Annotated in this window: 11 protein-coding genes, 1 tRNA gene and 1 pseudogene; 7 read left to right on the top strand and 6 right to left on the bottom strand. The window is 70.0% G+C overall.

Annotated elements, in window-relative coordinates; genetic code table 11:
• Positions 1–663: 663 nt before the first annotated feature.
• From KI388_RS12890 to KI388_RS12900, 3 genes are all read right to left on the bottom strand, one after another.
• Positions 664–736, bottom strand: a tRNA-Arg gene (locus tag KI388_RS12890).
• 27 nt (positions 737–763) lie between these two features.
• A complete protein-coding gene (locus KI388_RS12895; protein WP_215087001.1) occupies positions 764–3,373 on the bottom strand; it encodes an MMPL family transporter in 2,610 nt (869 codons plus the stop codon).
• Positions 3,374–5,176 carry a CARDB domain-containing protein gene (locus tag KI388_RS12900; protein WP_215087002.1) on the bottom strand — a complete coding sequence of 601 codons (1,803 nt, stop codon included), beginning with the start codon at positions 5,174–5,176 and terminating at the stop codon, positions 3,374–3,376.
• A gap of 283 nt (positions 5,177–5,459) precedes the next feature.
• On the opposite strand from KI388_RS12900, the gene KI388_RS12905 reads away from it, so the two are divergent.
• The 4 genes and pseudogenes from KI388_RS12905 (at position 5,460) to pepF (ending at position 10,553) form a co-directional block, all read left to right on the top strand.
• Positions 5,460–6,266, top strand: a complete 807-nt coding sequence (locus KI388_RS12905; RefSeq protein WP_215087003.1) for a helix-turn-helix domain-containing protein — start codon at positions 5,460–5,462, stop codon at positions 6,264–6,266.
• Positions 6,267–6,368: 102 nt separating this feature from the next.
• A pseudogene (locus tag KI388_RS12910) lies at positions 6,369–8,098 on the top strand (PAS domain-containing protein).
• A 38-nt stretch (positions 8,099–8,136) separates the two neighbouring features.
• Complete coding sequence (gene rimI / locus KI388_RS12915) at positions 8,137–8,616, top strand: ribosomal protein S18-alanine N-acetyltransferase (protein ID WP_215087004.1); 480 nt, start codon at positions 8,137–8,139, stop codon at positions 8,614–8,616.
• Between the two features lie 137 nt (positions 8,617–8,753).
• Positions 8,754–10,553 (top strand): oligoendopeptidase F, encoded by a 1,800-nt coding sequence (gene pepF, locus KI388_RS12920; protein ID WP_215087005.1) that lies wholly within the window; start codon positions 8,754–8,756, stop codon positions 10,551–10,553.
• Positions 10,554–10,635: 82 nt separating this feature from the next.
• Here pepF and KI388_RS12925 read toward each other — a convergent pair whose 3' ends face one another.
• The 3 genes from KI388_RS12925 to KI388_RS12935 all read right to left on the bottom strand — a co-directional run bounded on the left by KI388_RS12925 (position 10,636) and on the right by KI388_RS12935 (position 11,837).
• Positions 10,636–11,073 carry a PIN domain-containing protein gene (locus KI388_RS12925; protein ID WP_215087006.1) on the bottom strand — a complete coding sequence of 146 codons (438 nt, stop codon included), beginning with the start codon at positions 11,071–11,073 and terminating at the stop codon, positions 10,636–10,638.
• Positions 11,070–11,366, bottom strand: coding sequence for an AbrB/MazE/SpoVT family DNA-binding domain-containing protein (locus KI388_RS12930; protein WP_215087007.1), 297 nt, complete (start codon positions 11,364–11,366; stop codon positions 11,070–11,072). Before KI388_RS12930 ends, KI388_RS12925 begins: the two co-directional genes overlap by 4 nt.
• A gap of 66 nt (positions 11,367–11,432) precedes the next feature.
• Positions 11,433–11,837 (bottom strand): hypothetical protein, encoded by a 405-nt coding sequence (locus KI388_RS12935; RefSeq protein WP_215087008.1) that lies wholly within the window; start codon positions 11,835–11,837, stop codon positions 11,433–11,435.
• A gap of 130 nt (positions 11,838–11,967) precedes the next feature.
• Here KI388_RS12935 and uvrB point away from each other — a divergent pair, with 130 nt between their 5' ends.
• The 3 genes from uvrB (at position 11,968) to KI388_RS12950 (ending at position 15,307) form a co-directional block, all read left to right on the top strand.
• Positions 11,968–14,022: an excinuclease ABC subunit UvrB gene (uvrB, locus tag KI388_RS12940; protein WP_215087009.1), complete on the top strand. Its 2,055-nt coding sequence runs from the start codon at positions 11,968–11,970 to the stop codon at positions 14,020–14,022.
• 70 nt (positions 14,023–14,092) lie between these two features.
• Entirely contained in the window at positions 14,093–14,620 is a 528-nt protein-coding gene (locus KI388_RS12945) for a hypothetical protein (RefSeq protein ID WP_215087010.1), read from the top strand.
• 93 nt (positions 14,621–14,713) lie between these two features.
• Complete coding sequence (locus KI388_RS12950; protein ID WP_215087011.1) at positions 14,714–15,307, top strand: hypothetical protein; 594 nt, start codon at positions 14,714–14,716, stop codon at positions 15,305–15,307.
• The last annotated feature ends 237 nt before the right edge of the window (positions 15,308–15,544 follow it).

Here is a 15,544-nt window from a genome sequence, read left to right on the forward strand (position 1 = left end):
TCCACTCGAGCTGATCAGCGAGCGTACTGACACTCAGTTCCGGATCACCCCCATTTATCAGATGAGATATCACCTAGAAGTGGCTCTTTGACATCATATTGTCTCAAATAACGCAAACTATTTATAAAAAGCTTTCGTGATTTGAGATGAAAAGTAGAATTTCTAACTTGATGACCACTATATCTGATTGGTCTCGGATCATTCTAATTTTGCTTTGGTTGAATTCTCAGTCGATGATAGTTCCAGAATATGATTATTCAGAATATTTTATCTCGCACCCGCTAACTCGGCGCCATGACAGACTTCGTGAACCGCTCGGAGGAGTTAGATCGGCTTCACGGCCTGTTCGACTCGGAGAACGCGGATCTCGCGGTCGTATACGGGCGGTGACGGCTGGGAAAGACGAGACTCGTTAAGGAGGCGCTTGAGGGACGAGAGAACGTCCGGCGGGAACTGGTTCGGCGGGTCGCGGCGGACGACCGCAATGCGAACCGAGATGTCTACGACGCTCTCGAAGACGAGTAGCCGGCGCTGTGACGATTTTACGAGCCCACCTGTTGCTATCTGTCGGAGAGAGCGATACGGCGCGACGGGATCCACGCGAGCGACCGAAGGGAACGAGCGTGGAGCCAGTCGCGCCCGTGACTGAGCGAAGCGAAGGAACGGGCGCGACGGGATTTGAACCCGCGGCATCTTGGTCCGGAACCAAGTGCTCTGTCCGCTGAGCTACGCGCCCTCACGACCGGGTATCCGCGGCGAGCTTTTAACGCTTCTGACTCGGGTCGTTTGCGGGCGGCTGCGGGTCGGTCTGCCACTCGAAGGCGTCGGCGTCCTCGTCGGGGTCGACCGGCTCGTTTGTCCCCCCGTCGGTCCGCGGCCCCTCGGGCGCACCGCTCCCGCCGTCGACGTCGATCGCACCGGCGGCGTCGAGCAGGCGGCCGACGAACAGCAGTCCGGGGCGGCGCTCGACGACGGCGACCCAGACGACGAGCGCCGGGGGTAAGACGATCAGCGACGCGAGGTAGGCGAGCGTGATGCTGGCGGCGGTGAGCAGCCCGAACTGGCCGAGGATCGGCGTGATGGCTAAGACGAGCACGCCCGTGCCGAGCGCGGTCGTCGCCCACGTGCCGGTGAGCGCGCCGCCGGTCCCGCGGAGCGTGGTGACCACCGCGGCGTCGACGTCGCCGCCGCGGGCGTACTCGTCGTGGAAGCGGTGCGCGACGTGGACGGTGTAGTCGACGCCGAGTCCGATGGATATCGAGAGGATCGTCGCGGTGATCGCGTTGAACGGGATCCCCCCGAGCCGCATCGTGGCGGTGAGCGTCGCGACGGAGACCGTCACCGGGACGAGCGTGACGAGCCCGAGCGTCGGACTGCCGAGGAGGAGCCAGAACAGGACGACGAGGAACACCGCCGAGAGGCCGAGCGCGGCCGCCAGCGAGACGAGCGCCGACTCGAAGATCGTGTCCGCGACCGCCTGAAACACGACAATCTGGCCGGTCGCGGTCGCGTCGCCGCGGTAGCGGTCGGCCACGCGCCGGGCGTCCGCGGTGATCTCGGCGTCGCTGGCGTCGGACTCGACGGCGTATACGATTCGCGTCGAGCGGTCGTCGTCAGCGAGGTACTCGCCCGTGAAGTCGTCGTACGGCGAGTCGCGCAGTTCGGCGTAGATCCGGTCGAGGTTCCGGTTCGGGCGCCCGTCGTCGAGCGCGGACGCCTCGACCAGCCGCTCGAACTCGGGGTCCTCCGCCGCGTAGGCGTCGATCGCGCCCTGAACGCTGTCGACGCTGGCCCGGCCGTCGACGGTGACGAACGTGTCGGGCGGGTCGCGCTCGGCGCGCGCGAGGCTGCGCAGGGCCGCGTCGCTGGTCATGCGCCGCTCCACGTAGATCGTGACGGTGTCGTCCTCGCTCGTGGCGAAGTTGTCGGAGAGGAAGTTGATCGTCTCCGTCGCGGTGTACTCGCCGGGCTGGAGCGGACCGGGGAGGTAGTCGACGTACGCCGGCTGCTCGCTCGGCGGGAGGAAGTCGTCGTCCTCGAAGGTGGTGTCGACGCCCGCGCCGTAGCCCGCGGCGCCGGCCGTGAGCAGGAGGACGACGACGAGGAAGACGGCGGGCGCGGGCCGCGAGATGGCGGACAGCTTGGGGAGGAGCCGCCCGAGGGCGGAGTCCTCGGAGCCGAGCGGGCGCGAGCCGAACTCGGGCAGCGAGCGCTCGGCGCGCCAGCGGTCGACGACCAGCTTCGCGGCCGGGAGGAAGCCGACGAAGATGACGAGGGTGAAACAGATCCCGAGCCCGGCGACCAGCCCGAACTCCCGGAGCGGGGCTAGCGAGCTGGTGAGGTTCGCGAGGAAGCCGATGATCGTCGTCCCGGCGATGATCGAGTACGCCACCACGAGCTGGCCGAGCGCGCCGCGCATCGCGGTCTCCGGCGGCGCGCCCGCGGCGCGGTCCTCGCGGTAGCGGTTCACCGTGTGGATCCCGAAGTCGATCCCGATGGCTAAGAGGAGGACGGGCACCGCGATCAGCACCTCCGAGAAGGCGATCCCGGCGTAGCCGGTGAAGCCGAACGTCCACACCACCGTCATCAGGAGCGCGACGCCCCCGAGCACGAAGTCGAACGGGTCGCGGTAGGCGTACGCCAGCAGCCCGAGGATGACCGCGAGCGCCGCGGGCACGACGATCGACAGCGAGTCGAAGATGACGCGCTCGAACTCGTCGTCGACGATGCCGCCGCCGAACGCGGTGACGTCGCCGGGGGCCTCCTCGGCTATCGTCTGCGCCTCGCTCTGGATCGCCTGCGTGTCCGCCGACGCCGGGAACGAGTGGGAGACGACGCCGAGCGCCGCGGAGGCCGTCCCCGACTCGCGGTTGAAGTCGTCGGAGAGCAGCGTCGCGAACCCGGGGTCCTCGGCCGCGGCCGCGACCGCGTCGTCGATTTCGCCGTCGCTCGCGCGCTCGATCGCGTCGCGGGCCGCCTCGGGGGTGTCGGCGTCCGCGTCGAGTTCGGCCGCGACGTCCATCGCGGGCGCGGAGACGTCCGTCACCCGCAGCCCGTCGCGGTCGGAGAGCCGCTCGGCGGTCGCCAGCATGTCGAGGAGGCCGCGTCGGTCGAGCACGTTGACGTCGCGCTGGATCAGCTGCGTGGTCGGGTCGTCACCCCCGAACGCCGGCTCGAACTTCTCGTTCACGCGGTCGAGCGCGTCCGACTCCTCGATCCCGTCGGTGAACTGGTCGCTGCCGGCGCTGGCCTCTAACAGCGCCATGCCGGGCGCGAACAGGGCGGTGACGACCAGACAGGCGATCACGACCCGGCGCGGCTGCTCGATGACCCGGTCGGTGATCGCGCCGAACAGCCGGGTGACGGGGTCCATCTATCGGGAGCGGAGTCGACGGCGGAACTCGGACATCGCCCGACTCACCCGACCGCGCTGCCAGACCAAGGCGCCGCCGACCGCGACGACGCCGAGCAGGGCGACGATCCCGAGCGGCGAGGAGAGCGCTCCGCTGTCGTCTTCGGTGACCACCTCGACCGGGAGCCGGTAGGTGTCGGAGAGCTGTTCGTCGCCGTCGGCGTCGTCGTAGCGGAAGTCGACCGCGGCCGCGTACGTCTTCGGCGTCGCGCCGCCGTCGACCGCGACCTCGAAGGTGACGGTCCTCGCCTCGCCCGGGTCGAGCGAGGTGACGAACGCCTCGTCGTCGGACGAGGAGAGCGGCGAGTCGACGAACAGCTTCGCTTGGACGTCCGTGATCGGCTCGGGGCCGGTGTTGCGGACGACCGCGTCGTACCGGACCGTCGACCCCGGCGTGACCGTCGACGGCTCGGTCGCGTTCGGCTCCGCCGGCGACACCGAGAACACGTCGGCCTCGGGCGCGACGTCGACGACGACATCGAGCGTGTCGGAGACGATGACGTCGCCGGCCGACCCCGTCGACACCAGCGAGACGGTGCCGTCGTCCTCCGGGTTCGCGCTCACGCCCTCGTCGGTGCCGAGCCCGCGGTAGCGGACCGCCACGTTGACCGTCCGCTCGCCGGGGTTCGCGTCGGTTCGGAGGCCGGCGTCGAACGTGGCGGTGGCCGTCTCGCCGACCGCGAGGTCGCCCACCGTGTCCCGCGTCGAGCGGGGGACGATGTTCGGGTCCGACTGGACCGTCTCCTGCCCGACCCCGTCCGGGGCGGGCGCCTCGTTGCTGAACACGACGACCGCGTTCTCGACCTCGCGGGGGCCGCGGTTGCGGACCTCGACGGTGAAGGAGCCGTCCTCACCGACGCGCAGCGTGCTGTTCAACCCCTCGGCGGTGAACGCCTGCCGCGAGAGCGGCGTCACGCCCGTCCGGACAGTTCTCGCGGCCGCGTTCGCGCGCTCGGCGTCGCGGTAGTCGACGTCGAACTCCAGCGTCGACGCCCGCGCGGTCGCCTCGCCTGCGGCGGCGAGCCGGTAGGTGAACGTGCGGTCCTCGCCCGGTTCCCACGACCCGACGTACGTCTCGGTCGTGCCCGCGTCGGTGGCGAACGAGAGGTCGGGGTCGATCGGGTTCGCGGCGACGGAGGCCTCGCGGGCGGTCTCGTTTCGCACGTTCCGCAGCGTCACGTCGACGAGCCCGTTGTCGCCCGCCTGGACGGCGCCGTCGACGTCGACGACCGCGAACTGCGCGCGGTCGGTGATCTCCACGGAGACGTACACGGTCTCCGTCACGACCTCATCGTCGCGGACGGTGGAACCGTCGTCGACCTCGGCGCGCTCGACGTTCCGGTACTCCAGTCGGATCGGGACGCGGTAGACGCCCGGCTCCGCGTCCTCGTCGGGGACGACGGTGAACTCGATCGGTCCGGTGACGCCGCGCGTGACGTCCCCGACCGTCTGCTCGCCGGTCCGCACGTCGAAGGGGACCTCGCGGTTCGCCGCGTCGCCGGTGAGGATCCGCGCCGTCGTCTCGTGGGCGGTCACCACCTCGCTCTCGAGGTTGTCGGCGCCCTGCGCGTCGATGTCGCCGCGGTTGTTCAGGCTCACCTGGAGCGTCGACTCCTCGCCGGGGACGAACGCCGTCTCCGGCGCGAACGCCTCGATGTCGGGGTCGCCGCGCACGGTGTCGTTGGCCTGCTGCGCGACCACCGTTCCGGTCGCGAGGAGCGACGCGACGAGGAGAAGGACGGCGGCCGTCCGGATTCGACTCATGTTGACTGCGTCCGAGTACGGGGCTGCGACGTAATACCCTTCGGGAACCCGCGACAACAACGTATATGTTTTCGTATGAGACCGGGCGGAGCGATCGGCGGGGGCAATCGGACGGAGCTCCGATTTTATGGGATACTGACGGCGTAGGACGGCCTAAGTTCGGATCGGAGGAGCGCGAGCGACGAACGAGTCGCGAAACCGACGGCGGTTGTTCACGAACCTTTTATATATCTCGGCGGCGCCGAACGCCGAGGCTTTGTGGGGGACGCGCGTAGGGCGCGGCATGGAGTCGCTTCGCGACCTCGGCCTGTCGAGCTACGAGGACCGGGCGTACCGCGCGCTGCTCGCCTTGGGTACCGGGACCGCCGCGGCCGTCGCGGAGGAGAGCGGCGTGCCGAAGGGGCGCATCTACGACGCGCTCGGCGGCCTCGAGTCCCGCGGGCTGGTCCGCGTCCAGACCGACCGCGAGCCGAAGCGGTACGCGCCCGTCGAGCCGGCCGTCGCCGTCGACCGGCTGGTTGAGGCGAAGCGGCGGGAGCTACGCCAGCGGATCGAGACGTACGAGTCGGGCAAGTCGGAGCTGATAGACCGCCTGGCCGACGCCGAGACGACCGACGACCGGTTCTGGACCGCCGCGGTCGGCGCCGACGACTCGCTCGAACTGCTGTTCGAACGGATCGACGCCGCCGAGGAGTCGATCGTCGTCGTCGCGACCGACGTCTCCGCGCAGTTCGACGTCGACCGCGAGGGCCCGGAGCTGCTCGACCGGCTCCTCGGCGTCATCCGGAGCGGCGTCGACGTCTCCGTGCTGCTCTCGCCGGGCGTGTTCGACGACGCGCGCGCGGCGGTCGACGAGGACCGGGCGACGCTGACGATCGCGCAGGGGCCATTCGAACTGCGGATCACGGAGGACGCGTACGGGAACTTCTACCTCATCGACGGCGAGGAGGTGTGTCTGGAGGTCGCTGACCCCCTCGCGCCCGACCGGCTGTTCGGCATACTCGACCTGCGTGACCGCGGCTTCGCGACCCGCGTGAGCGACGGCTTCGAGGCCGCGTGGGCCGACGCAACCGTCGTCGACGAGGTGTGAGGTCCCGCGACGCTGGCGTTGCGCGGCACCCCGATTATCCGTTTTGATATCTCCGGCGCGCAGCTTTATCACTCCCCGTCCGTACGGTCGGTCGAACTGACCGTGACCCTCCGTCCATCCGACACGTCGACGTCCGGCCGCGGCGCCGCCGAGGGCGACGCCCCCGACGCCGCCGACCGGGACGCGGCCGACGCGCCGACAGAGGTTCGAGAGGGGTCGACCCGCCCGCCGGCCCGCGCCGAGACCGGGCCGCGGTCGAGCGACTCCGGCGACGGGGCGTCCGGGCGCGTCGACGCGACGCCCGCCGAGGGCGCGTCCCGCCCCCGCGAGGCCGACCGCTTCCTCCTCGCCGTCGCCGTGGACGGCGAGGTGCTGTTCGCCGGACCGTCGGTGCCCGACGTCGTCGGCGTCGAGCGCGACGCGCTCGTCGGGAGCGACCTCCTCGGCCGCGTCCACCCGAGCGACCGCGACCCGGTAGCCGACGCGCTGTCGGCGGTGGCGGCGACCCGGACGGTCACCCACCGGATCCGACGCGCGAGCGGCGGCTACGCGTGGGTCGAGTCCGTCGTCGACGACGAGTTGGCCCCGCAGTTCGGCGGCCGGATCGTCACCGTCCGGCGGGTCGACGCCGACCGGACCTTCCCGGAGCGCTACCGCGCCTTCCTGGAGTACGGCAGCGACCTCGTCACCGTCGTCGACGGCGACGGCCTCGTCGTCTACGAGAGCCCCTCCGTCGAGGAGGTGCTCGGCTACGAGCAGGGGTCGACGGTCGGCCGCTCCCCGCTGGGGTACGTCCACCCGGACGACCGCGAGCGGATGACCGAGCGGTTCTACCGGGCGCTCAGCGAGCCGGACGCGGCGCCGACGCTGGAGTACCGCTACCGCACCGCTGACGGCGACTGGGTCTGGCTGGAGTCGCGGACCCGGTCGCTGCCCGCCGACAGCCCCGTGGGCGAACTGCTCATCAACTCCCGCGACGTCAGCGAGCGGAAGGCGCGCGAGCGCCGGCTCACCGACCGGAACGAGCGGCTCGACCGCTTCGCGAGCATCGTCTCGCACGACCTGCGGAACCCGTTGTCCGTGATCCGCGGATCCATGGAGATGGCGCGGCTGCGCGGCGAGGCGGAGCCGCTCGAACGCGGCGAGCGCGCCGTCGACCGGATCGACCAGCTCGTCTCGGAGCTGCTCATCCTCGCGCGGCAGGGGACCGGGATGGACGAGCCGACCGAGTTCGCGCTCGCGAGCGTCGCGCGCGACGCCTGGGAGACCGCCGCCGAGGGCGACGACGACGCGGAGCTGGTCGTCGCGTGCGACGCCCGGGTGTGCGGCGACCGCGGCCGGGTCCGACAGGCCTTGGAGAACCTGTTCCGCAACGCGACCGAACACGCGAAGCCGGAGGAGGCCGCGAGCGACGAGGCCGGGAGCGACGACACCGGGGGCGACGGGACCGAGAGCACCGCCGCCGGTGGAGGCGGGGTCGAGGCGGGCGAGGCCGAGGCGGACCCGACCGACGACGCGCTCACCGTCCTCGTCACCGCGACCGACGGGGGGTTCCTCGTCGCGGACGACGGGACCGGGGTCGACCCGGACGACCGCGAGTCCGTCTTCGACTCGGGGTTCACCACCCGCGCGGACGGGACGGGGTACGGGTTAGACATCGTCCGCGAGGTGGTGGAGTCGCACGGCTGGAGCGTCGAGCTCCGCCGCGAGTCCGAGGGCCCCGTCGGCCTCCCGGACGGACGGCGGCTCCGGCCCCCGAGGGCGCCTGCTTCGAGGTGTGCGCCCCCGGCCCGGCGGCGGCGGACGCGGACGAGCCGTGGATCGACGGGTAACCCGGCGCGTTTATTCCTCGCGGCCCGCAACGCGACCCGTGAGCGCCGCAGACGTGACGGTCCGACGGGCCGAGCGCGCCGACCTCCTCGCGGTGGTCCGGATCGAGCGCGCCTGCTTCTCGGACCCGTGGCCGCACGACGCCTTCGAGCGACTGCTGGACGAGCCGGCGTTCCTCGTGGCGGAGCGGGATGGCGCGGTCGCGGGGTTCGTCGTCGCGGACCGAACGCCGAACCACGGCCGCGACATCGGCCATATCAAGGACCTCGCCGTCCACCCGGACGCCCGCGGTCGGGGGATCGGCCGGACGCTCCTCCGGTCGGCGCTGGCCCGGCTCCGCGCGACGGGAGTGGCCGTCGCCCGGCTGGAGGTGCGCGAGGGCAACGACCCCGCCCGGTCGCTGTACGCCGACGAGGGGTTCGACCCGATCCGGCGGGTCGGCGGCTACTACCGCGACGGCGAGGACGCGCTCGTTCTCGTCGTCGACCTCGCAGCGTGGGCCGGGGGAGAAGCCGAGTAGAGAGGCGTCGGACCGCGGGCGGTGACGAGTGAAATGAGCCACGTTGACACGCGTCGTTTGTCGGTGGTCCCCACGCCTATCGGCTCGCCGCGCGGGGTTTGCCAAGGCTTAGTGTGCGGGAGACCGACTCGATCGGTATGAGTTCGGTTCCCGAGCGATCCGAGATCGACGCCGAGTACAAGTGGGACCTCGACGGCATCTACGCCGACGACGAGGCGTGGGAGGCGGCCCGCGAGACGGTCGAAGACCGGATCGACGAGCTTCGCGACTACGAGGGGCGCGTCACCGACGACGCCGCGACCCTGCTCGAACTGCTCGAACTGCGCGAGGAGATCTTCCGCGAGCTACAGCAGGTGACCACGTACGCCCGGCTCCGCAGCGCCGAGGACACGCGGAACCAGGAGTATCAGGCGATGTCCGCGCGGGCGTCCTCGCTCGGCTCCGAGGCGTCGAGCGCGATCTCGTACCTCGAACCTGAGCTACAGACGCTCACGGAGTCGGACGTCGAGGCGTTCGTCGACGACGAGCCGGAGCTCGCGACCTACGAGCACTACCTCGACGACGTGTTGCGGAAGAAGCCGCACACGCGGTCGAGCGAGGTCGAGGAGGTGCTCGCGGACCTCTCCGAGGTCACCGACGCGCCGAGCGAGATCTACTCGATGCTGACGAACGCCGACATGACCTACGGCGTCGTCGAGGACCCCGACGGCGAGGAGGTTGAGATCACGCAGGCGAACTTCACGAAGCTCCAGACGAACCCGGACCGCGAGTTCCGCGAGCGCGTCCATGAGACGTTCTACGACGAGTGGGCGGACGTCCGCAACACGGTCGGCACGTCGCTTGAGAAGGCCGTCCGCGAACACGTCACGAGCGCCGAGATCCGCGACTACGACTCCGCGCGCGCCGCCGCGCTCGACGGCTCGAACGTCCCCGTCGAGGTGTACGACACCCTCGTCGACACCGTCGACGACAACCTCGACGTGCTCCACCGCCACGCCGACCTGAAGGCCGAGGCCCTCGGCGTCGACCAGCTACAGAGCCACGATCTCTACATGTCGCTGACGGGCGACCAGGGTCCCGACGTGGAGTACGAGCAGGCCCGCGAGTGGGTGATCGAGGCGGTCGCGCCGCTGGGCGACGCGTATCAGGAGCGGCTGGCCGAGGGGTTAGACTCGCGGTGGGTCGACGTGTACGAGAACCGCGGGAAGCGCTCGGGCGCGTTCTCCTCGGGCACCTACGACACCCAGCCGTACATCATGATGAACTACCAGGACGACATCGCCTCGATGTACACGCTGGCCCACGAGCTCGGCCACTCGATGCACTCCGAACTCGCGGGCGACGCCCAGCCGTGGCACGACGCGAGCTACGAGATCTTCGTCGCTGAGATCGCCTCCACGGTCAACGAGACGCTGCTCACCCACCACCTGCTCGATACCGTCGAGGACGACGAGCTCCGCACCCACGTCCTCGACGAGTACCTCGAACGCTTCCGCTCGACCCTCTTCCGACAGACGATGTTCGCCGCCTTCGAGCAGGAGATCCACGAGCGCGTGGAGGCCGGCGACGCGCTCACGCCCGACGCGTTCGACGAGGCCTACGCCGACCTGAAGGGCGACTACTACGCGCCCGCAGAGCTGACGGGCGGCATCGAGCGCGAGTGGCAGCGCATCCCGCACTTCTACTACGACTTCTACGTCTACCAGTACGCGACGGGCATCTCCGCCGCGGCCGCCATCGTCGAGCGCGTCTTAGAAGAGGGCGAGTCCGCGGCCGCCGACTACCGCGAGATGCTGAAGGCTGGCGGCTCGAAGTACCCCCTCGACGTCGTCGAACTCGCCGGCATCGACATGGCCTCGCCCGACCCGATCGAGTCCGCGGTCGGCGTCTACGACGAGTACCTCGACGAGATCGCGACGCTGCTCGACTTGGAGTGAGGCGCCGCGGTCGGCCTCCCCGCGACCGTCGGCCGGGAGGCGAACGACGCACCGACCGGCGGGGGCGAGCGTAGCCGCCGACCTACACGCCTTGATCCCGGAACCGACGAACGTCGACTGCGACGGGTAGTTCGTCGAAGTCGTCGTCCGCGCCGGCGACAAGCGTCGCGTCCCGCTCGCTCGCGAGCGCGACGGCGTGGGCGTCGGCAAGCGAGATGTCCCCGTGAGCCTTCACCTCGGCCGCCAGCCGCCAGTCGGCCGATTCGATCGCCAGCCCTCGCCGTTCGAGCGCGCGGAGGTCCCGGTCCGCCTCCCGAAGCGAGGCGTCGGTCGGGGCGTCGTCGACACCCACGAACCGGGCGACGAGATAGAAGACCTCGCCGGCGTTCGTCTCGGCGAGCGCCCCCGCCGACTCGCCGGCGAACACCTCGTCGAGGAGCCCGGCGACCGCCTCGTGGCCGGGTTCCCCGTAGAGGTACGCGACGATCGCCTCGGTGTCGAAGACGTACCTCCCGCTCATTCGTCCTCGGACGGGCGGAGCCGGTCCGCCCGCTCCGTTTCCCGACGCTTCTCGTCGTCTCTCAGTTCCCGTACGCGCTCCAGCGCCTCGCCGCGCTCGTGCTCGTCGGCGTGGATCCCGTGGAGTTCGTCCGGCGAGGGGACCGGTTCGACGACGATCCGCCCCTCGTCCTCGTAAATGAACACCTCGCCGGGCGCCTCGATCCCGAACTTCTCGCGGAGCCCCTTCGGGATCGTGGCCTGTCCCTTCTGCGAGACGCGTACTACGGTCGGTTCGTTTGTACTACTCACCATTATTAGTTGTACTTGAAATTCTCGTATTACTAAATCCACCGCCGATCGAGTAGCGTGCGCTCCCGCTCAGCGGTCGGCGTCCTCGCTTCCGGACGCGTCGAATCTCCGCTCGACCAGCCAGTACGCGACGGGGAGACAGCAGGCGAACGCGACTGGCCACGTGGTCAACTGCGAGACCGGATCGGGCGGCGATACGAGGCCCCCGGCGACCAATCCACCGAGACCGGCGAGGACGACGACGGCGGTGGCTCTCTCCAACCGAGACGGCGAGTACTCGCGAGGGCGTCCGCGACGCCACCAGAGGAGGTAGTAGGAGATGACGACCCCCGTGAGCGGCGCGAAGACGCCCCAAACGGCCGGATAGTCGCTCCCGCGAGCGTGCGCGTCGAAGTTCACCCAGACGCCGGACGCGAGCCAGACGAACAGGATGAGGGCGGCGCCGAACGCGACGGCGGGCGTGAGGAGGGACACGATCGGGTTCTCAGCCCGATCGGTAATCGGTCTTCTCCCCGTGAGGGAACGCCCGCGCGGGACCGATTTTCGTCGCTGTCGCGTGCCTAGCCGCGCCGCTCAAGTGTCTCGCCGCCCAACGACGCGTATCGTGAGCGACGCCGACTCCCCCCTCTCCGAGGACCGCCCGACCGTCGACCGCCCCCTCCGCGTCGACGCCCCGTTCGAGCCGGCGGGCGACCAGCCCGAGGCGATCGAGGGGCTGGTCGAGGGGTTCGAGTCGGGCGCGGACAAGCAGACGCTGCTCGGCGTGACGGGGTCCGGGAAGACCAACACCGTCTCGTGGGTCGCGGAGGAGTTAGACCAGCCCACCCTCGTTCTCGCCCACAACAAGACGCTCGCGGCCCAGTTATACGAGGAGTTCCGCGAGCTGTTCCCCGACAACGCCGTCGAGTACTTCGTCTCCTACTACGACTACTACCAGCCGGAGGCGTACGTCGAGCAGACGGACACGTTCATCGACAAGGAGATGTCGATAAACGAGGAGATCGACCGCCTGCGCCACTCCGCGACGCGCTCGCTCCTCACCCGCGACGACGTGATCGTCGTCGCCTCGGTCTCGGCCATCTACGGGCTGGGCGACCCGGGGAACTACCGCGATATGGCGCTCCGCTTAGAGGTGGGCGAGGCGGTCGGCCGCGAGGAGCTTCTCACCCGCCTCGTCGACCTGAACTACGAGCGCAACGACGTGGACTTCACGCAGGGCACCTTCCGCGTCCGGGGCGACACCGTCGAGATCTACCCGATGTACGGGCGCTACGCGGTGCGCGTCGAACTGTGGGGCGAGGAGATCGACCGGATGCTCAAGGTCGACCCGATGCACGGCGAGGTCGTGAGCGAGGAGCCGGCGGTAATGTTACACCCGGCGGAGCACTACTCGATCCCCGACGACCAACTGGAACAGGCGATCGCGGAGATAGAGGACCTGATGGAGAAGCGGGTGAGCTACTTCGAGCGGCAGGGCGACCTCGTCGCCGCCCAGCGAATCGAGGAGCGCACCACCTTCGACGTCGAGATGCTCCGCGAGGCGGGCTACTGCTCGGGGATAGAGAACTACTCCGTCCACATGGACGACCGCGAGTCGGGCGACGCCCCCTACACCCTGCTCGACTACTTCCCGGACGACTTCCTCACCGTCGTCGACGAGTCCCACCAGACGATCCCCCAGATCAAAGGCCAGTACGAGGGGGACAAGTCGCGGAAGGACTCGCTGGTCGAGAACGGGTTCCGGCTGCCGACCGCCTACGACAACCGCCCCCTCACCTTCGAGGAGTTCGAGGAGAAGACGGACCGCACACTCTACGTCTCCGCGACGCCCGGCGACTACGAGCGCGAGACCTCCGACCGCATCGTCGAGCAGATCGTCCGCCCGACGCACCTCGTCGACCCGAAGGTGGAGGTGACGGGCGCGACCGGGCAGGTCGACGACCTCCTCGAACGCGTCGACGAGCGGATCGAGCGCGACGAGCGCGTCCTCGTCACCACGCTCACGAAGCGCATGGCCGAGGACCTCACCGAGTACTTCGAGGAGGCGGGCGTCGACGTGGCGTACATGCACGACGAGACGGACACCCTCGAACGCCACGAGATCATCCGCGACCTCCGGCTCGGCAACATCGACGTGCTCGTCGGGATCAACCTGCTCCGCGAGGGGCTCGACATCCCGGAGGTGAGCCTCGTCGCCATCCTCGACGCCGACCAGGAGGGGTTCCTCCGCTCCACCACCACCCTCGTCCAGACGATGGGGCGGGCCGCCCGCAACGTCAACGGCGAGGTCGTGCTCTACGCCGACGAGGTGACCGACTCGATGGAGGCGGCCATCGAGGAGACCCAGCGCCGCCGCGAGATCCAGTTGGAGTACAACGAGGAGCACGGTTACGAGGCGACCACCATCGACAAGCCGGTGAGCGAGACGAACCTCCCCGGCTCGAAGACGGACACCTCGAGCGTGAGCGTGGGCGACGTCGAGAGCGAGGACGAGGCGAAAGCGCAGATCGAGGCGCTCGAAGACCGGATGGACGAGGCCGCGAGCAACCTGGAGTTCGAGCTGGCGGCCGACATCCGCGACCGGATCGCGGAGCTTCGGCGCGCCTTCGAGATCGACGCGGGCGACGAGGGCGTCCCTGCGCCGGCGATAGACGAGTAGCCGCGTCCGATTCTCACGCCGCGTCACCGTGGCGACGGGGTTTTTACCTCGCTGGGTTACAGTCGGGCACATGTACCGTCGCGCGGCCGTCGCCGGCGCGCTCGCCGTCGCCACCGCCGGGTGCGTCGACCGCCTCCACGACGTCGCCGCCTCGACGCCGCGCGACCTCGGCGTGCGGAGCCGGTACGTCGACGGCAACCCGATGGTCGACAGCCGCAGCGTCCTCGCGCGCCCCGAGGAACTGCTGACGCACGCGGCCTCGTTCCGGTCCGCCGCGGCGGCCCGCGGCGCCCTCAAGCCCGACGCGACCGAGTCGCGGGCGTTCGTCGAGCGCACCGACTTCGTCGACGACGGCGACGCGATCCTCGTGATCGCACAGCGGCTCACCGTTCCGGAGGTCCAACTCCGGCTCGGCGGGATCAGCCGCACGGGCGACCACTCGCTCCGGATCGCGGTCGACCAGGGCGGCGTCCGCGGCGATGTCGAGACCGACGAGCCGGTCGTCAAGACGCTCCTGTTGCGGCTCACCGACGAGCGCGGCCCGCCGGAGCGCGTGATGGTGGTTATCGGAGACGGACGCGCCGGCATCACGGTGTGACCGGCGGTACAGTGCGACCGGCGGGACGGTCGAGCCGTCCGACTCCGATTCCGTCCCGCGGTCGTTTTGTGGCCGGACCGCATCCCACCGTCCATGTCACTCAGCAGTCGCCTTGTCGGATCGGCCCTCCTCGTCGTCGGCGTCGCCGCGCTCGGGTTCGCCGGAACGGTCTCCACCGGACTCGTCCCCTCCTCGTCTGCGCCCGACGGAATCGCGTTCGTCACCCCCTCGCCCGTCTCGTTGCTCGCCACTCCGGCGCTCCTCGCCGCCGGTTCGGTCCTGCTCGTCGGCGGTACGGCCGCCGCGGGCGGCACCGACGCCTCCGCCCGCGCCGCGCTGGTCGCGCCCGCACTCAGCGTCGTGGCCGCGCTCGCGTTCGGCGCTGGTCTCTTTCTTGCGCCCGCATCCGTTCCCGAAACGGTGACCAACCCGGCGGCACAGACGGCGCTCCTCTCCGAATTTCCTGCTCTCCACGTCGCCGGCGCGGTCGTCGGTAGCGCCGTCGCGCCGGTGGTTCAGGCGACGGTCACCGAGGACACTCCGGCGCTACTCGCGGGATCGGTTCTGCTCCTCGCGGCGCTCGCGGCCGGAGCGTCCAACCCCCTCTCACTAGTCGCCGGCGGTCTCGGCGGCGTGGCCGCCGTCGTCGTCCTCTGGGCGGTCGACCCCGAGCGCTGGCGGCCCTGAGCCGGGGGCTCTCTCGCTCGCCTCCCGCGCCGTCGACCGATTCGAACGCGCGGTCGCCCCGCCGACCGGTCGCCCGGCTCCGGGTCGCGCTTCTCGTCGGACCGCTCGGCGGAGCCCTCGCAGTTGGACCGGCGTGGAGGCTTGACGCCGCCAGTTGGTCACCGTCGCGACCGCCCGTAACCGGAGATCACTACTCAGTCCCCGTCTCGGTACCGTTCGTTCGTGGAACGGTGGAAC

The organism is Halorubrum sp. 2020YC2, from assembly GCF_018623055.1.
Taxonomy (GTDB): Archaea; Halobacteriota; Halobacteria; order Halobacteriales; family Haloferacaceae; genus Halorubrum.